16 protein-coding genes are annotated in these 18,472 nt (G+C 62.4%); 11 read left to right on the top strand and 5 right to left on the bottom strand.

Annotated elements, in window-relative coordinates:
• Position 1: 1 nt before the first annotated feature.
• The gene (gene purF / locus HME9302_RS06450) at positions 2–1,501 is read right to left on the bottom strand and encodes an amidophosphoribosyltransferase (RefSeq protein ID WP_115366338.1); all 1,500 of its coding nucleotides are present in this window, start codon (positions 1,499–1,501) and stop codon (positions 2–4) included.
• A gap of 231 nt (positions 1,502–1,732) precedes the next feature.
• On the opposite strand from purF, the gene HME9302_RS06445 reads away from it, so the two are divergent.
• The 9 genes from HME9302_RS06445 to HME9302_RS06405 all read left to right on the top strand — a co-directional run bounded on the left by HME9302_RS06445 (position 1,733) and on the right by HME9302_RS06405 (position 11,436).
• Positions 1,733–2,986, top strand: coding sequence for a lipoprotein-releasing ABC transporter permease subunit (locus HME9302_RS06445; RefSeq protein WP_115367534.1), 1,254 nt, complete (start codon positions 1,733–1,735; stop codon positions 2,984–2,986).
• Positions 2,979–3,695, top strand: a complete 717-nt coding sequence (locus HME9302_RS06440; RefSeq protein ID WP_115366337.1) for an ABC transporter ATP-binding protein — start codon at positions 2,979–2,981, stop codon at positions 3,693–3,695. Before HME9302_RS06445 ends, HME9302_RS06440 begins: the two co-directional genes overlap by 8 nt.
• A 27-nt stretch (positions 3,696–3,722) precedes the next feature.
• Positions 3,723–4,016 (top strand): hypothetical protein, encoded by a 294-nt coding sequence (locus tag HME9302_RS06435; RefSeq protein ID WP_115366336.1) that lies wholly within the window; start codon positions 3,723–3,725, stop codon positions 4,014–4,016.
• A 10-nt stretch (positions 4,017–4,026) separates the two neighbouring features.
• A complete protein-coding gene (locus HME9302_RS06430) occupies positions 4,027–4,506 on the top strand; it encodes a glutathione peroxidase (protein ID WP_115366335.1) in 480 nt (159 codons plus the stop codon).
• Between the two features lie 57 nt (positions 4,507–4,563).
• Positions 4,564–4,887 (top strand): hypothetical protein, encoded by a 324-nt coding sequence (locus tag HME9302_RS06425; protein WP_115366334.1) that lies wholly within the window; start codon positions 4,564–4,566, stop codon positions 4,885–4,887.
• A 189-nt stretch (positions 4,888–5,076) separates the two neighbouring features.
• Positions 5,077–8,658, top strand: coding sequence for a DNA polymerase III subunit alpha (gene dnaE / locus HME9302_RS06420; RefSeq protein ID WP_115366333.1), 3,582 nt, complete (start codon positions 5,077–5,079; stop codon positions 8,656–8,658).
• Between the two features lie 96 nt (positions 8,659–8,754).
• Positions 8,755–10,365 carry a long-chain fatty acid--CoA ligase gene (locus HME9302_RS06415; protein ID WP_115367533.1) on the top strand — a complete coding sequence of 537 codons (1,611 nt, stop codon included), beginning with the start codon at positions 8,755–8,757 and terminating at the stop codon, positions 10,363–10,365.
• Between the two features lies 1 nt (position 10,366).
• Positions 10,367–10,798 (top strand): DUF1330 domain-containing protein, encoded by a 432-nt coding sequence (locus HME9302_RS06410; RefSeq protein ID WP_230079896.1) that lies wholly within the window; start codon positions 10,367–10,369, stop codon positions 10,796–10,798.
• 146 nt (positions 10,799–10,944) lie between these two features.
• The gene (locus tag HME9302_RS06405; protein ID WP_115366332.1) at positions 10,945–11,436 is read left to right on the top strand and encodes a hypothetical protein; all 492 of its coding nucleotides are present in this window, start codon (positions 10,945–10,947) and stop codon (positions 11,434–11,436) included.
• 5 nt (positions 11,437–11,441) lie between these two features.
• On the opposite strand, the gene HME9302_RS06400 is transcribed toward HME9302_RS06405, so the two are convergent.
• From HME9302_RS06400 to HME9302_RS06385, 4 genes are read right to left on the bottom strand one after another with little or no spacing between them, the layout of a single operon-like run.
• Positions 11,442–12,551 carry a PA0069 family radical SAM protein gene (locus HME9302_RS06400; protein WP_115366331.1) on the bottom strand — a complete coding sequence of 370 codons (1,110 nt, stop codon included), beginning with the start codon at positions 12,549–12,551 and terminating at the stop codon, positions 11,442–11,444.
• 48 nt (positions 12,552–12,599) lie between these two features.
• Entirely contained in the window at positions 12,600–13,139 is a 540-nt protein-coding gene (moaB, locus tag HME9302_RS06395; RefSeq protein WP_115366330.1) for a molybdenum cofactor biosynthesis protein B, read from the bottom strand.
• A gap of 13 nt (positions 13,140–13,152) precedes the next feature.
• The gene (locus HME9302_RS06390) at positions 13,153–14,928 is read right to left on the bottom strand and encodes a lytic transglycosylase domain-containing protein (protein ID WP_407641317.1); all 1,776 of its coding nucleotides are present in this window, start codon (positions 14,926–14,928) and stop codon (positions 13,153–13,155) included.
• A 5-nt stretch (positions 14,929–14,933) separates the two neighbouring features.
• The gene (locus HME9302_RS06385) at positions 14,934–15,734 is read right to left on the bottom strand and encodes a hypothetical protein (protein WP_115366328.1); all 801 of its coding nucleotides are present in this window, start codon (positions 15,732–15,734) and stop codon (positions 14,934–14,936) included.
• Positions 15,735–15,847: 113 nt separating this feature from the next.
• Between HME9302_RS06385 and HME9302_RS06380 the strand changes: the two genes are divergently transcribed.
• Both HME9302_RS06380 and HME9302_RS06375 read left to right on the top strand, forming a co-directional pair.
• On the top strand, positions 15,848–17,518 hold the full coding sequence (locus HME9302_RS06380) for an electron transfer flavoprotein-ubiquinone oxidoreductase (RefSeq protein WP_230079895.1): 1,671 nt from the start codon (positions 15,848–15,850) through the stop codon (positions 17,516–17,518).
• A gap of 144 nt (positions 17,519–17,662) precedes the next feature.
• A complete protein-coding gene (locus tag HME9302_RS06375; protein WP_115366327.1) occupies positions 17,663–18,469 on the top strand; it encodes a 4-(cytidine 5'-diphospho)-2-C-methyl-D-erythritol kinase in 807 nt (268 codons plus the stop codon).
• The last annotated feature ends 3 nt before the right edge of the window (positions 18,470–18,472 follow it).

Below are 18,472 nucleotides of genomic sequence, written 5' to 3'. Positions count from 1 at the left end.
CCTAACTTACCGTGCTGGCGACGGTGTTCTTGCGGGCCGTCCCGTTACCGAAGCTGAGTTGGGCATCATCTGCCTGCGCGCCTTGCAGATCGGTCAGGCGCGTGGGGTAATCGCCGGTGAAGCAGGCGTCGCAGAACTGCGGAGCGTCGTCATTGCGCGGGATCCCGCCGACCGCACGATATAGCCCGGCGATGGAGACGAAAGCAAGGCTGTCCGCCTGGATGAATTCGCGCATCGGTTCCACATCCATCCGCGCGGCGAGCAGCTTGGATCGTTCGGGCGTATCGACACCGTAATAGCAGCTATGTGCCGTGGGCGGGCTGGCCACGCGGAAATGCACTTCGGAAGCGCCTGCCTCGCGCATCATTTCCACGATTTTCAGGCTGGTGGTGCCGCGCACGATACTGTCGTCGATCAGCACGATCCGCTTGCCTTCCACAAGGCCGCGATTGGCGTTGTGCTTGCGCTTCACCCCCGAATTTCGCGCGCCATCGGATGGCTGGATGAATGTGCGCCCGACATAATGGCTGCGAATAATGCCGAGTTCGAAGGGCAGTCCGGATTGCTGGGCGTAACCAATGGCGGCCGGAACGCCGCTATCGGGCACCGGCACCACCAGATCGGCGTCGCACGGATTTTCGATTGCGAGCTGGGCGCCGATCGCCTTACGGGCTGCGTAAACACTGCGTCCGTCAAAAATCGAATCGGGGCGGCTGAAATAGACGTGCTCGAAGATGCAGGGGCGCGCGCGGTGGGTGCCGAACGGGCGCAGCGATTCCACATTGCCGTCATGATCCACGCGAACGATTTCCCCCGGCTCGACCTGGCGCAGGAACTCCGCACCGGAAATGTCGAAGGCGACGCTTTCACTGGCAAACAAGGTCGCATCGCCCAGCCTACCCATTACCAGCGGACGAATGCCCAGCGGATCGCGGCAGGCGATCATGCCTTCGGGCGTCATCACTACCAGGGAATAGGCACCCTCGATCATCCGCAGCGCGTCGATCAACCGGTCGATCATGGTCGGGTAACGGCTGGTTGCGACCAGATGGATGATGACTTCGGTATCGGACGTGGACTGGAAAATCGCGCCCTTTTCCACCAGCGCCTGGCGCAGGGTGGCAGCGTTCGAGATGTTGCCGTTGTGGGCAACCGAGAACCCGCCGCTGGCAAGGTCGGCATAAAGCGGCTGGACATTGCGCAAACCGGCGCCGCCGGTGGTGGAATAGCGGACATGGCCCGCGGCCATCGTTCCGGGCAGTTCGGCGATGGCATCCTGGCTGGAGAAGTTTTCCGCCACATGGCCATTGCCGCGCCGCTGGAAGAATTCGGTCCCGTCGAAGCTGCAGATACCGGCCGCTTCCTGCCCGCGATGTTGCAGGGCGTGGAGGCCCAGCGCGGTCACTGCCGAAGCATCGGCCGCACCGATCGCGCCGAACACGCCGCACTCCTCGCGCAGCTTGTCGCCGTCGGCATCGCAAAACGGGTTCGTAAAGTTCATGGATATGGGCCGCCGCTGCTGTGTCCCTCGGGGCGTTCAATGGCGATGTTGCAGTTCGATTACAAGCCTAGTGAACCCTTCGCGGTGCCCCTGATTGCAAGGCTCCTGTAAACCTTTCAGGATTTCATTGCACAGACAGGTTCGGGTGCCTAAGCATTCGCGCAGATTGCAGTGGGGCTGCCGGGTGACCGGGCACTCGCCCGCATGCTGCCGAAACTGACGGGCAACGATTTGATCCTATCCCCTTTCGAATGGACCATTGCCAAGCGGTACATGCTGCCTGGCCGGGGCGAAGCGTTCATCGCGCTCGTGGCGAGCATCGGCGTCGGCGTCGTGATGTTGTCGGTCGCCTTGCTGATCGTCGTGATGAGCGTGATGAACGGTTTTCGCGGAGAGCTGCTGGACAAGATCGTGGGGCTGAACGGCCACGCCATCGTGCAAGCCTATGGCGGACGGCTGGACGATTGGGAAAACGTGCTGGACGAGGTGCGCAAGACGCCCGGCGTGACAGATGCCTCGCCGCTGATCGAACAACCTTTGCTGGTAACGTTCAACGGACGCGCGGAAGCCGTGCTGGTGCGCGGCAACACGCAGAAGGATATCGACGCGCTGGAGGAGAACATCACCGCCGGCACGCTTGCCGGACTGGGTGAGGAAGGCCGCAGCGGCAGCACCCGGGTCGCCATCGGGTCACGTCTCGCGCAGAACATCGGTGCGCGCGTCGGGGACGTTATCACCATCATCAACCCGCAGGGCCGCACCACACCGTTCGGCACCGTGCCGCGCCAGGTCGGCTACGAGATCGGCGCGTTGTTCGAAGTCGGCATCTACGATTACGACGGCGCGTTCATCGTCATGCCGATCCCGGCCGCGCAAACCCTGCTGCTGACCGGCGAAACCATCGGAATGATCGAGGTTACGACCGAGGATGCGGACCGGGTGGAGGAAATCCTCGCGCCCGTTGCGCAGTCGCTGCAGGGCCGCGCGATCGTGTCCGACTGGAAACAGAACAATGCCAGCATTTTCGAAGCGCTCGAGGTGGAACGCGTGGCCATGTTCTTCGCACTGTCGATGATCGTGCTGGTGGCGGCGTTCAACATCCTTTCCAGCCTCGCCATGCTGGTCCGATCAAAGCGGCGCGACATTGCGATCATGCGCACGATGGGTGCAACGCGGCGATCCTTGCTGAAGATTTTCGTGACCGCCGGGTTCGTGATCGGCGCGATCGGCACGCTTTCGGGGATTGTGCTGGGCTTCATCATCCTGTTCTTCCGCGGGCCGATCGTCACCTTCATCAGCCTGGTGACGGGGCAGGACATATGGGATCCCGAAGTTCGTTTCCTGAGCGACCTTCCCGCGCGCACGGACCCTGTCGAAGTGCTGTTCATCTGCGCGCTGGCGCTGGTACTCAGCTTCCTTGCCACGCTGTATCCGGCGCTGAAGGCGGCCAGCACCGATCCGGTCGAGGTATTGCGTTATGAATAGCTCGATTCCCTCATCTTCACCTGGCTCGCCAACCGCCGCCGCGCCAGTGGTAAAGCTGGAAAAGCTGACCCGTTCCTTCGAACAGGGCGGGGTGCGGATCGACGTGTTGCGCGGAGTCGATCTCGATATCGCGCCCGGAGAGATCGTCGCGCTGCTCGGGCCGTCGGGCTCGGGCAAGTCCACCATGCTGCAGGCGGTCGGCCTGCTGGAAGGCGGCTTCGGCGGGCGTATCAGCATTGCCGGAACCGACGCGACCGATCTATCGTCCGACGCGCGCACCGAATTGCGGCGCGATGCGCTGGGTTTCGTCTATCAGTTCCACCATTTGCTTCCCGATTTCAACGCGGAGGAAAACGTGGTGATCGCGCAGATGGTGGCCGGCAAATCCCGCGCCGACGCCGAACCGCGGGCCGAGGAACTGTTGACTGCGCTGGGCCTAGGCCACCGGCTGGAGCATCGGCCGAGCCAGCTTTCCGGCGGTGAGCAGCAGCGCGTGGCCGTGGCCCGCGCGCTCGCCAACCGGCCGATGCTGGTGCTGGCCGACGAACCCACCGGCAATCTGGACGAGGCTACGGCGGACAAGGTGTTCGACGAATTCGTGGGCCTGGTTCGGGGCGAAGGCAGCGCCGCACTGGTCGCCACCCATAATGAGAGACTGGCCGCACGCATGGACCGCGTGGTAAGGCTGCATGACGGCGTGCTCGGTTGACGCGCCGCGGATTTAGGAGATTATGCGTTGAGCGACCATCCCAGCACCTTTGGCGGCGGAACGACCGGGAAAACCGGTGATAATATCGCCTGGAACGACCGGGCCGCATTGCACCGGGCGGACGATGGTGACGGCATTTTTGACGGCGCCAAAGCGCTTAGCCGGGGCACGTTTGCCGATATGATCCGCCACGTCATGACCCTGCCGGAAGCGGACCGCGACACGTATGTCATCGAAAAGGCTGGCGACCGGGAATACCGGGCTGCGGAAATCGCAGCGCTCGCCGCGCGCCCGGACTTCCCGGCGGAAGATACGCAGTGAGCACGCGCCGATGACCAGTGTCGCCGACTTCACAGTGGAGCTACCGGGCGGCGATCCGCTCGACCTGTCCACCCGGAAGGGCAAGGTGCTGCTGATCGTGAACACCGCCAGCAAATGCGGCTTCACCCCGCAATATGAAGGGCTGGAGGAGCTGTATAAGCAATACGGCCCTGACGAATTCGAGGTGCTGGCCTTCCCGTCCAACCAGTTCGGCGCGCAGGAACCGGGCGACGCCGAAGAGATCGCCAATTTCTGTTCGCTGACCTATGATGTGACGTTCCCGCTGATGAAGAAGGTGGACGTGAACGGTCCCGGCGCAATCCCGCTCTATCAATGGCTCAAGGGGGAAGCGCCCGGCCTGATGGGATCGAAACGGATCAAGTGGAACTTCACCAAGTTTCTTGTCGACCGCGAGGGTAACGTTGTGCGCCGCTATGGCCCAACGGACACGCCCAAAAGCATCGCGCGCGATATCGAGGCGCTGATTTAAAGCGCGCCCGTCGCCGGCTGTAACCGGCACGGGTCCGGTCGCGAACTGGAGAGCATCATGCTGCAATCGATCAACACCTGGCTGCTGTCGCTCGGCGCGGAATATGGCGTGAACCCCTATATCTTCGGGGCGATCTATATCGGCGCGGTGCCATTTTTCCTGGCATCGATAGCCTGGCTGGTCCGCAACGCACGGTCGGGCCGTCCGACATTGCTGCCCACCATGCTGGCCGGGTTCTTCTTCGTTTCGGCGTATCTTTACCTCGCCGTGGTGGGACAGAACATCCCCGTGTGGGTGTGGATTTTCCTGGCCGTGCTGGTGATCTACGGTGCGTGGTCGACTGTACGCGACACGCGCAAGAAGATCGCGGCGGAAGAATAAGGAGCGCGTAAGCGCGTTGTAGCAAGCTACCTATATTCGTCATTCCCGCGAACGCGAGAACCCAGAGTGTGTATGTCATCGGTTCGACCCTAGGTTTCCGCTTTCGCGGGAATGACGAGGGTAGAAGAATAGGGGGACAGCAACGTCACCCCCTTGGCGAATCCCGGCGCAGGGCGCATATTCCTACCCATGGCATTTGCTCCTTTCGTCCCGCTCCGCATCTTGTCCAGCTACTCTATGCTGGAGGGCGCGATCGACCCAAAGGCTATCGCGAAACTGGCGAAGGAACGGGGCTTCCCCGCAATCGCTATTTGCGACCGCAACGGGCTGTATGGCGCGGTCATGTTTGCCAAGGCATGTTTTGCCGAGGGGGTGCAGCCGATCATCGGCACCTTGCTCGGCATTGCGCGGGACGATGCCGGCAAGCAAGTCGATTATCTGCCGATATATGCGCGGGATAATGACGGGTACAACAACCTCTGCCACCTCGTCAGCGCGGCGCATCTGGAACGTCCGCTGGAGTTCGAGCCGCATGTCCAGCTATCCGCGCTGGAAGGCCATACCAATGGTTTGATTGCCCTGACCGGGGCGAACGAAGGTTGCCTCACGCGGCTGCTGGCGGACGGTCAGATGGACCATGCGGCCACTCATGCGGACCGGCTGCAGACGCTGTTCCCCGACCGGCTGTATGTCGAGCTGTCGCGACGCGGAAACGCCACCGAGGAGGCGGCCGAGGCGGCACTGATCGAGCTGGCCTATGCGCGCGACCTGCCGCTGGTGGCGACTAATCCCGCCAATTTCGCCGACCCGCATTTTCATGAGGCACATGACGCGATGTTGTGCATCGCATCGGGCCGCAAGGTGTTCGAGGAGGAGCGCCCGCGCAGCACGCGGCAGGCCTTCGTCAAATCTGCGCCGATGATGCGCGAAAGCTTCGCCGATCTGCCGGAAGCGACGGCCAACACCATGGTCGTGGCGCAGCGCTGCGCCTTTGCGCCGCCGCTGCGTGATCCGATCCTGCCGAGCCTTGCGGGCGATCTGGAAGGCGAAGTGAAGGCGCTGGCGAACGACGCGCGGGACGGTCTGGTGGACCGGTTGAAGCCCTATTACGACGAATCCGTGCACACCGAACTGGCGGACGCCCTGGCCTTGCCTGCGGGTGAGACGCCGGGTGGCGAGGGGCCGTCTTTCGACAAGCTGAAAGCCAGCGGGATCCTGGAGGAGGTTGCCGAATACAAGGCTCGTCTCGATTTCGAAGTCGACGTCATCGTGTCGATGGGGTTCCCCGGTTACTTCCTGATCGTTGCCGACTTTATCAAATGGGCCAAGGAGCAGGACATTCCGGTGGGGCCAGGGCGCGGCTCCGGGGCCGGGTCCGTGGTGGCATGGGCGCTGACCATCACCGATCTCGACCCACTCCGGCTTGGGCTGTTGTTCGAACGGTTCCTTAATCCGGAGCGCGTGTCGATGCCGGATTTCGATATCGATTTCTGCGAAACCCGGCGGGGCGAAGTCATCCGCTACGTGCAGGCGAAATACGGCCACGATCACGTTGCCCAGATCATCACCTTCGGCAAGCTGAAGGCGCGCGCCGTGCTGCGCGATACCGGGCGCATTCTTGACTTGAGCTACGGCCGAGTGGACAGGCTGTGCAAGATGGTGCCGAACCATCCGACCGACCCGTGGACGCTGCCGCGCGCGCTGAACGGCGCACGCGAATTCCGCGACGAATACGAAAACGACAACGATACGAAAAAGTTGGTCGATCTCGCGCTCCAGATCGAGGGGATGCCGCGCAATTCTTCCACCCACGCCGCCGGCGTAGTCATCGGCGACCGGCCACTGGCGCAGCTGGTGCCGCTCTACCGCGATCCCCGGTCGGACATGCCGGTCACGCAATATGACATGAAGCATGTGGAATCGAGCGGACTGGTCAAATTCGATTTCCTGGGTCTGAAAACGCTATCGGTTCTGAAGAAAGCGACCGATCTACTTGAGAACAGGGGCTTTTCGGTCGATCTTTCGAAGCTGGCATGGGATGATCCGAAAGTCTACGAACTGCTGCAATCGGGCAATACGGTTGGCGTGTTCCAGCTGGAATCCGAAGGGATGCGTCGCACGTTGTCGATGGTGAAACCGACCGCTTTCGGGGATATCATCGCGCTCGTTTCGCTGTACCGGCCAGGTCCGATGGACAACATCCCGCTATTCGGCAAACGCAAGAATGGCGAAGTCGAGATTGCCTATCCGCATGAGAAGCTGTCGGGCATTCTGGAAGAAACCTACGGTATTTTCGTTTATCAGGAACAGGTCATGCAGGCGGCGCAGATCCTGGCGGGATATTCGCTGGGTGACGCCGATCTGCTGCGCCGCGCGATGGGCAAGAAAGTGCAGGCCGAGATGGATGCGCAGCGCCAACGGTTCGTGGATGGCTGCCTGACCGAATCCGGTATCGCGGCTAAACCGGCCAACGAATTGTTCGATTTGATCGACAAGTTCGCAGGCTACGGGTTCAACAAATCGCACGCCGCCGCCTACGCGCTGCTCGCCTACCAGACCGCTTGGCTGAAGGCGCATTATCCGGAGGAATTCTACGCCGCTTCCATGTGTTTCGACATGCACCAGTCGGAAAAGCTGGCGGTGTTCGTCGACGATGCGCGGCGCAATGAAATCGCGGTCGAACCACCCGACATCAACCGTTCCGAAGCGGAATTTTCCGTGGAGCAGACCGACGAGGGGTTCGCGGTCCGGTATGCCTTGGCCGGCATCCGCAATGTCGGCGAGAAGGCGATGGACAATATCGTGGCCGAACGCGAGGCATCGGGCTGGTTCGAGAATATCCAGCAATTTTGCGAGCGGCTGCCGCAGGGATCGATGAACTCGCGCCAGTTGCAGGGCCTGATCTGCGCGGGCACGTTCGACCGGCTGGAGCCGGACCGCGCACTGCTTCATGCCAACACCGATACCCTTCTGGCAGTGGCCGACGCCGCAATCCGCGAGCGTGAGAGCGGGCAGGGCGGGTTGTTCGGCGGTGGGCCGGATGACGAGGAAAAGCACGATACGCTGCGCCTGAAACCGGCCACGCCGTGGTCCCGCGCCGAACGTATGGCCAATGAGAAGGAGTATTTCGGCTTCTATTTCTCGGCCCATCCGGTGGCGCAATACCGCGCGGTTGCCAGCGCCAACGGGGCGCGCAGCCATGCCAGCCTGATGGAATCGTGCGCTGGTGCCGGGCGCATTCCCGCCGTTCTGGCAGCCATGGTGGAAGGCGCCCACCGCAACAAGACCAAGCGCGGCAAGGACTATGTGCGCGTCGACCTGTCCGACACCAGCGGCCAGTTCAGCGCCGCCTGTTTCGAAGAAGCGCTGGTCGAACCGTTCCTACAATGGGCGAAGGACGGAGCGTGTCTCTTGATCAACGTGGAACTCGACAGCCCCAGCCCCGACGAACCGCCGCGCGCCACGATCCGCGGCGCACGCAAGCTGGACGATGTGAAGGGCGGCACGCGTATGACCCTGTCGCTCGATGTGCTGAACGAGGCGGCGCTGGCGGATTTGAAACAAGATCTGCAACCCGGCACGGCCGGTCATGGCGAGGTGCTGGCGCGCATTCGCACCAGTGCGGACGAGGCGGAGTGGCCCACCGTCAGGCTTGGTCGCGGCTTTGAATTGGACGGCGAATTGGCCGAGCGGCTGACCGAACACGCGGACCTCGCCAATGTGCAACTCAAGCCTCAGCGAGGCTCTGCCAATTTGCGCCTTGTAGCCTGACCGGCAGGCTAATCGGGGCCCAAAACGCACACTCCCGCTTGCCGCGCGGCCCTGCACAAGGCACATATCCGGCAAAAGAAAACGGAGAGAGCGATGATGGGCGATATGGGCGGAATGCAGGATTACGATCTGGTGGTGACGGCGGTGGTCGATCACTCCGCCCGCGAACATGGCGGCCGCGAAGTCGTGACGCACTGGGCCGACGGCAGCGAGACCCGCACCAACTATGCCGAAATCCGCCGCGACGCGCTGAAAATGGTACAGGCGCTTAAAGCACTGGGCATCGGCAAGGGCGATCGTACCGCCACGCTTGCCATGAACCATTCGCGGCATCTGGTCAGCTGGTACGGCGCCACCGGAGCGGGCGGGGTGCTCCACACCATCAACCCGCGCCTGTTCGAGGACCAGTTGGAATATATCGCGAACCACGCCGAAGACCGCGTGATGCTGTACGATGCGGCGTTCCAGCCGATCATCGACAAGATGCGCGATAAATGGACCAGTATCGAACATTACATCTGCTACGATCCGCCCTCCGGCTTCGACGGGGTCGGCTTCGAAGACTGGATCGGCGAACACGACGGCGACACCGAATGGGCCGCGATGGACGAGCGCGACCCCTGCATGCTGTGTTACACCAGTGGCACGACCGGCAATCCCAAGGGCGTGTTGTACGAGCATCGTTCGACCGTGCTGCATGCGCTTTCCGGCCTGCAACCGGCTGCTTTCGACTTCAACGCGCAGTCCGTCATGCTGCCGGTGGTGCCGATGTTCCATGCGGCAAGCTGGGGACTGCCATGGTCGGGCGCGATGGCCGGGGTGAAGTTCGTCTTTTCCGCCGTGAACGATCCTGCCGTGCTGTATGACCTCATGGAGCGTGAGGGCGTAACGGACAGCGCCGGCGTACCGACCGTCTGGCTCGCCACGTTCCAGTATTGCGATGCGCAGGACAAGCCGCTGCCAAAACTGAAATCGGCCACCATCGGCGGCAGCGCCGCGCCGCGCTTCATGATCGAGCGGCTGATGAAGAACGGCACCCGCGTTGCGCACGCTTGGGGCATGACGGAGACCAGTCCCATCGGAACGGTCGGCGCGCCGACGCATGACTGGGACCAGCTGTCGTTCGAACAGAAGGTCGATATGGTGGCGAAGCAGGGCCGCCCGATCTTCGGCGTGGAACTGCGCACGGTCGACTTGGACGACATGAGCACCGAACTGCCGCGCGACGGAAAAACCTCGGGCGCGCTACAGATTCGCGGACCGTGGGTCATCAGGCGGTACTTCAAGGCGGAGGAAGACTGCGTGGATGCCGATGGCTGGTTCGACACCGGAGATGTCGGCGTGATCCATCCGGACGGCACGCTGCAACTGACCGACCGGACGAAGGATGTCATCAAGTCGGGCGGGGAATGGATCAGCTCTGTCGAGCTGGAAAACGCGGCCGTAGGACATCCAGACGTTGACGAGGCCGCCGCGATCGGCATGGCACATCCTAAATGGGACGAGCGGCCGGTATTGTTCGTGGTCCGCCGCGATGGCAGTGATATTTCCGCATCCGACGTTACCGCCTATCTCGATGGGAAGGTGGCCAAGTGGTGGATGCCCGACGCGGTCGAATTCGTGGACGACATTCCGCACACGGCAACGGGCAAGATCTCCAAGAAGGACTTGCGCGCGCGTTTCAGCGATTACGTGCTGGAGGCGTAGGGTGAACCGCTACATCGATCCCAGCCCGGCGAACTTCCAGGCGTTCAAGGACCTGCCACGCGACCGACCGATCGCGATGCTGAACCTGCTGCTGTTCCGCGAGCAGGCGGACTATCCCGCCGGGCACGAACATGCCGGGAAGGGATGGTCCGGACGGCGCGCCTACGAGGAGTACGGCAAGACCAGCGGCCCGATCTTCCAGCGCATGGGCGGCACGATCATGTGGCGCGGTACCTATGAAACAGTGGTGACCGGGCCGGACGCGATGGAATGGCATGACGGCTTCATCGCGCAATACCCGGCGGCAGGCGCCTTCTTCGAAATGATTACCGATCCGGAATACAAGCTGGCTGTGGTGAACCGCACGGCTGCGTTGCTGGATAGCCGGCTGGTGCGTTTTGCGCCGGGTGAGGGAGGCGACGCGTTCGGGTAATGGTGCCTTCGGCGTCGTTGGGGCCAGTTTGATCAGACTATGGCATCATGGTGGGACCGATTGAACTTGGCAGATACAAACAACGATCCGGCGCACCGATCATTTAATGGGTTTGAGAAGTTTCGGTCTGCCGCCATGCAGGCCGGATGAAACAATGGATTTGGCCTGGTATTGCTTTCGCCGCTTTTGCGCTGCTGGGATATGGCGCGCGTTTGGCGATCGGCTCGGTGTACGGGTCGGGTGAAGCACGTGTCCTGCTGGAAACGCTGTCGCGTTCCGGACTGTATCTCGGCTCTGCCAGCGCGACGGCTTCCGCGACTACGCTCGCGCTCATGCTGACCCTAATTGGAATGGTGCGCCGTGCCGACCATGATTTCGATAGCCACATATATGCGAATATCGAACGGATTGCCCGGCTTGCGGTATGGTCGTTACTTGCCAGCCTACTCCTGCTGCTGACCTTCGTATTCCCTACCGGCGAGTTCGATCAATTGCCTGAACGTTGGTATCCAATTTTGTATGAAGCGATATATGCCGGAACGGTCGTCGTAGTCGGTCTTCTGGCTGCAACGGTGGTGATGCTGTATCGCACTGTGCGCCATGTGATCGCGCAAATCACACCGGGGGACGAGGTTTGACGGATTCATAACAACCGCATCTGGCCATCCTGTGCTGGTTTACGAAATGCGGTACAGTCCAGTTCGAACCGGTTGCGGCCGATACCGCCGCCGATCCCTGCGCGTTTGCAGGCAAGGTTGAAGCGCGCGCGGAAGAGGTCGGCCCAAACCCCTTTGGGTCGGAAGCGAGTGAAGAAGTCGGGATCGTTGTCTCGCCCGCCACGAATACTGCGCACGATGCTCATCACCTTGCCCGCCCGGTCGGGGAAATGGACGCCGAGCCATTCGCGAAACAGGGGCGCGACCTCATGCGGCAGCCGCAACGGGATCCAGCCGATGGCGTCTACCTTCAGTGCAGCTGCCTCGGTGACTATCGACTCCATGAACTCGTCGGTTATCGCAGGGATCACCGGCGATACGAAACAGTGCGCAGGCACTCCAGCTTCCACGAGTTTTCGCAATGCCGCCAGGCGCTTGGCGGGCGCGGCGGCCCTCGGTTCGAGGATGCCGGACAGCGCCGGATCGAGGGTGGTGACGGAAATCGAGACCGCGACCAGCCGACGCCCGGCCAGCTCGACCAGCAAGTCGAGATCCTCCAGCACACGGTCGGACTTGGTCGTGATGGTGACCGGATGGCGCGTGTCGAGGCACACTTCCAGCACTTCGCGTGTAATCCGGTAGCGGTCCTCGATCGGCTGATACGGATCGGTATTGGTCCCCATCGCGATCGGCTTGGGCACGTATTTCCGGCGCGATAACGTCTCGCGCAGCATCGCAGCAGCACCTGGCTTGGCGAACAGCTTCGTTTCAAAATCCAGGCCGGGTGACAGATCGTGATAGGCGTGGGTAGGGCGCGCGAAGCAATAGACGCAGCCATGTTCGCACCCGCGATAGGCATTGATCGACCGGTCGAACGGAACGTCGGGCGACTGGTTGAAGGTCAGAATGCTCTTCGGATGTTCCTCGGTCACAGTGGTGCGCAGTTTGACCGGTGGCCCGCCCTCGGCATTGGCGAGCAATTCCATGTGATCGCGCCAGTCGCCATCTTCCGACCGTTCGGCGAGGCCGAAGCGTTGCGGTACCCCGGCGCTTTGCGCGCCGCGACCGCGAATCGGGGACTGATACACAGGTTCCATGTTTGGAACATAGTGGGAACATTGGCCAGAAGCCAAGGCTAAACTGGGTTATATTTCGCGCAGCCTGGGCATTAGATCGACGAAGTTGCAGGGGCGGTTCCTGCTATCCAGCTGCTCTGCCAGAATGCCGTCCCAACCATCTTTCACCGCGCCGTTGCTGCCGGGAAGCGCGAAGATATACGTTCCGCGCGCTACCACCGCACAGGCGCGAGACTGAATGGTGCTGGTGCCGATGGTCTTGAAGCTGAGCCAGCGGAACAGCTCCCCGAAGCCGGGTATATCGCGCGCATCGCGGCTGTGTTTGAGCCGCTCCACGGCTTCGGGCGTCACATCGCGGCCGGTCAGACCGGTCCCGCCGGTTGAAACAATCGCGTCGATACCCGCATCGTCGATCCAGTCGGTCAGCAGCGGTTCGAGGATGTGCAGATCGTCCTTCGCAATGTCCCGCCTCGCCACCACATGCCCAGCATTCTCGATCCGTTTTGCAAGAATGTCGCCGCTGGTATCGTTTGCCGGAGTGCGCGTATCGCTGATGGTGAGCAATGCGATGCGGACCGGGCGAAACGGCAGGCTTTCATCGATTGCCATCAGCTATGGACCATCAATTCGCGCTCATCATGCGGCGGGCCTGCGTACCGGGGAAGCCCGGCCAGCGACCTTGCGCCAAAGCTTCGCGTGTTTCGGAACTGGCACCCGCCTGGCGTTCGTACATCCAGTAATTGCGCATCACGATCGCGACGTAGCCGCGCGTTTCCCAATAGGGGATCGATTCCATGTAAAGCAGCGGATCGTCCTGATCGCGCACCTCTCCGTTCCACCGCGTGATAGGCGTGAGCCCGGCATTATAGGCCGCCATGATCTTGGGCAGCTTGCCCTGCGTGGAGGAATGATCGCGCAGCATCTCCAGATGCCGCTGCCCGAAGGCGAGATTGACTTCGGGGCGGGACAGGCTGCTGGCGGAGCCGGACACGCCCAACCGCCCGGCATGGTCCTGCGCGGCGGCCGGCATGATCTGCATCAGTCCGCGCGCGCCCGCCGGGCTGACAACAGCGGGGCGGAAATTCGATTCCTGCAGCGTGTGTGCATAGGCGAGTGCGGGATCGACTTTCCACCCGTTGACTGGCTCCCACCGGGCCACGGGGAAGCGCAACGCCGGTTCCGTCTGAGCGCCATAGGGTGCGTTATGCGCCATCCATAGCTGTGTCGCAGGCATTCCCAGTTCGCGCGCCAACCGCCCCAGCGCATCGTAATTCTGCGCCGGCCCGATGCGCGCCTCGTGCCGCAACACTTGGTCGGCCACCGCTTCCTGCCCGACCTGTGACAATGCGACAGCCGTGCGGACATTGGCGCTGCCCTGCAGGCGTTGCCAGTCTGCAGTGGTGAAGTCGGGCGTGCTTGCCTCGTCCGGCAGTTCCTGCCCCAGCTGTTCGCGCGCCAGCATTCCGTAAAGCGTTTCGTGCATGGCAGCCGCGCCGCGCAGTTCCTCGGCGGCGTTTTCTGGGTAACGGCACCGGACATAGGCGCGCGCGGCCCAATAATGCGCCGCCGCCGCGAGTTCGGGATTGACCGCTCCGCGTGCCGCACGCTGGAAGCCGGACGCCGCCTGCTCGCAATCGTTCAGCCGCCACGCAGCCAGGCCCATGACCCAGTCGCCTTCCGCGACCCAGGCACCGGTGCCCTCGCGCACCGTGGACGCCATGGCCAATGCGGCAGGATCGTCGTTCTCGATATAATAGGACCACGCGATCCGCTGCCGCCATTCGGCGCGCGCATCGGAGCTCAGCAGGCTGTCGATACCATCCAGCAGCAGCCGCGCGCCGTCGGGATCGTCATTCTTGATCCGGTCCAGAATGGCGCTGCGCGTACCGTCGGGCATCGTGCCGTCACGGATCGTGCGGGGCCGGATCCGCTTCGTGGCGGATGGTTGCCGGGCAAACCCCTGCTGCGGCGGCAGCGACGGGGCGTAAGCCAGCCCGCGCTTCTCGCCCAGTCCGATGATCTGCTGCGTCTGTGGAAGGTGCGTGCCGCTCGCCAGCCAAGCCTCGATCTGTGGCAGTTCGACGCGCGGACTGTCGGCGTGAAGAAAATACTCGGCGCGCGCGACCTGATGCAGCGGACCATCGGCGCGCTGCGCCAGCAGACTGTCCACCCGCGACCAGTTGCGATCGTCGATCGCGGCGAACACGCTTCGGTAATAGCTGCGATCCTCGTTGCTTAGCACCTGAGGCAGAGCCGCAGCCTGCGCGCGGGCGCGGAAGTAATTGGCGGAATCCTGTGCCGATGCGGCGACCGGGGCGAGCATCGGTAGAACCGCGCAACTCATCGCCGCGCCGATCGCGCCCAGTTTCAAGCGGTCCATACGAGCTTTTGAAATCATGGCAGTTATTTTGTCCAATCGAGCCAGCGATGCCAGAAACGTGCGCGGGCCGGAGCGCGTGCCAGCAACACATCCAACCCTTCGGCGACCAGCGTCGGGGTTCTCCCCTTGCTTGCACCTGAATCATGGAGGAATTCGCGCACCGAAGCAGCGTCTTGCGCCGCACCGTGTGATAGCAGCGGCAGAATGCCGCGCCCGAAAACAACGAGCCGTTTGGGCTGCACCAGACCGACATGGCGGGCCAGCACCGAACCCATACCCGCCTCGGCCAGATGCTCCCAGTCAGGCATCGGCATGGTGAGGGGCAGGGCGCTGGCCACATAAGTATCGGCTGCGGCGATATCCATGGCCTTCAGCATGGCCGCCAGCATGATGCCATGAGGTCCCGATAGCAGCGTATCGCTGTCGCCGGCCTCGGGATGTGCCACCAGCACCATCAGTTCTGCGCCATTGCTGCCACGCGGGGCGACACGTTTGGCCGGATCGCCGGGTGCCAGAGAAGGCTCTGCCAACCACCATGAGGCGAATTCTTCCAGTGTTTCTGGCCAGGTATCGGGCTTCCCGCCAATCTTTGGGGGTGGAGGTGGCGCGGCAATAGTTGCAGGTTTCCGGACATCGGAACCCGCAGACTGGCCGACTTCGGAAGCCGCTGCGCCGCGTGTCTCAGTATCAGCCTGGGCAAGCCATTCCGTAGCGTTATCGCTGTAATCCTGATCCACCCCGGCCATGCGCCACCAGTCGAGCGCGGCAGCGATCTGTTCAGCCAGGTCGGGCTTTGGCGGGGTGGTTTGGGGCGGCATCGTCATCCGGGCGGGTCTTGACCTCTCAAAGCGTGTCAATCAAGGCATTACCAACACGATCGAACCCGCCACGGTGCCGCATGCACGATGGCCGGGCAGACAAGAGAAAGAAGCCTAGGATGAGCCCCGAACCCAATCAGGAACCCATCGAACGCGAATCCATGCCGTGCGACGTCGTCATCGTCGGCGGCGGAGTGGCCGGCCTTGCCGCCGCGATCCGGCTCAAACAGATCAATGAGGATCTGGAAGTCGTGGTGCTGGAGAAGGGTTCCGAAATCGGGGCGCACATCCTGTCGGGCGCGGTGGTCGATCCGCGCGCAATGGACGAGTTGATCCCGGACTGGCGCGAAACCGATTGCCCGCTTGGCGAAGTGCCGGTTACGGACAACCAGCACTGGATGCTGTCGAAGGGCGGCAAGTGGGAAATGCCCCACATCATGATGCCGCCATTCATGAACAACAAGAACACCTACACAGTCAGCCTCGCCAACCTAACCCGCTGGCTGGGGGAGCGGGCGGAAGAGCTGGGCGTGATGGTATTTCCGGGCTTCCCCGCATCGGAAGTCATGCTGAACGATGCCGGCGCGGTGACGGGCGTTGTCACGCAGGACATGGGTATCGCCGAAGACGGCAGCCGCAAGGGCGATTTCCAGCCGGGCATGGAGATCGAGGCGAAATATACTTTGTTTGCAGAGGGTGTGCGCGGCAACCTCACAAAGAAGATGAAGGCACGCTTCGATCTGGAAGCCGACTGCCAGCCGCAGGTCTATGGCCTGGGCGTGAAGGAATTGTGGGATGTCGCGCCCGAAAATCATGAGCCGGGCCGCGTCATCCACACGCAGGGCTGGCCGCTTTCCGAAAGCGAGAGCTGGGGCGGCGGGTTCATCTACCACCAGGCGAACGGACAGGTGGCGTTGGGCTTCGTGACGGCGCTCGATTACGCCAATCCGTACGTTTCACCCTTCCAGGAATTCCAGCGGTGGAAAGAACATCCCAAGGTTCGCGAAATTCTCGAAGGTGGAAAGCGCGTGGCCTACGGCGCGCGGGCCATCAATGAAGGCGGCTGGCAGTCCGTGCCGAAGCTCGCTTTTCCGGGTGGGGCGCTGATCGGCTGCGCTGCGGGCTTCGTGAACGTGCCGCGGATCAAGGGCAGCCACACTGCCATGAAATCGGGGATGCTGGCGGCGGAAAGCGTCGCGGCGGCCATTGCGAGTGGCGCCGAACACACTGAATTGGCCGATTACGACGCGAATTTGCGCGAAAGCTGGATCGCCACCGAGCTGAAGAAAGTCCAGAACGCGCAGCCGGCCGTTGCCAAATATGGCGGCGATATCGGCACCGTGATCGCCGGGATCGACATGTGGATGCGGCAGCTGAAGATCGGCCTGCCGATCGCGATGAAGCACAAGCCCGACCATCTGCATACCGGTCGCGCCGACTTGTTTCGGCCGATCCAGTATCCCAAGCCCGATGGCGTCATCAGCTTTGACCGGCTGTCCAGCGTGTTCCTGTCGAACACCAACCACGCCGAAGACCAGCCGAGCCACCTGAAAGTATGCGACCGCGAACTGCAGCGCACAAGCGAGCTGGAAGTCTATGGCGGCCCGTCGACACGCTATTGTCCTGCGGGTGTATATGAATGGGTCGGTGTCGAGGAGGGCAAGCCCGAATTTGTCATCAACTCGCAGAACTGCGTCCACTGCAAGACCTGCGACATCAAGGACCCGAACCAGAACATCGAATGGACAACACCCGAAGGCGGCGGCGGACCGAATTATCCAAACATGTAATCCTCCCCAAAACGGGGAGGGGGACCATCCACAGGATGGTGGAGGGGCACCTTCGAATGAGCGCCGCTACCGAAAGTCATTCCATGAACCGCCTGCTCCTCCACCACTTCGTGGTCCCGCTCCCCCGATGGGGGAGGATTTAACATGCGCGAAACGGCTTACGCGAAGATCAACCTCGCGCTGCACGTCCGCGCGCGGCGCGACGACGGGTATCACGAGCTGGAGACGGTCTTCGCATTCGTCGATAGTGGCGATACGCTGACAGCCGGCATCGCCGAGCAGGACTCACTTACAACTGTTGGCGAGTTCGCCCAGCAACCGATTGATCCGTTTGATAATTTGGTAATGCGGGCGTTGGGAAAACTGCCCCGTCCTAACGGTCTTGCCATCACGCTCGACAAGGCGCTGCCCGTTGCCGCAGGGCTGGGCGGCGGGTCGGCCGATGCGGGCGCAGTGTTCAGAATTGTAAAGGCCCTGCAGGGACTGCCCGACGGTTGGCAGGATCGCGCCGCGTCGCTTGGCGCAGACGTCCCGGCCTGTGTCGCCAGCACGACCTGTATCGGGCGCGGAACCGGCACCGTGCTTGAGCCCGTGGCAAGCGACTGGACGGGACTGCCAGTATTGCTTGTCAATCCGCGCATACCGCTTTCGACGGGTCCGGTATTCGCCGCATGGGACGGGACCGATCGCGGACCGCTGACGAAGGGGCCTGTGTCGCAAATTGCCCTTGCCGGCCGGAACGATCTGCAACTTGCCGCGATTAGCCTATGTCCGCCGATCGCCGAAATATTGACCGCGCTTGACCGGACCGGGCCATTGCTGGCGCGAATGTCGGGATCGGGGGCAACCTGTTTCGCAATTTACGAACGCCATGACGTCATGCTCGAGGTGGCGGAAACCGTCGCCCGGGCGCATCCCGACTGGTGGCAAATGACTGGAAATCTCAGATGACTG

Origin of the sequence: Alteripontixanthobacter maritimus (assembly GCF_003340475.1) — a bacterium.
In the GTDB taxonomy this organism is placed as follows: domain Bacteria; phylum Pseudomonadota; class Alphaproteobacteria; order Sphingomonadales; family Sphingomonadaceae; genus Alteripontixanthobacter; species Alteripontixanthobacter maritimus.
This window is presented reverse-complemented; position numbering and strand designations above follow the sequence as displayed.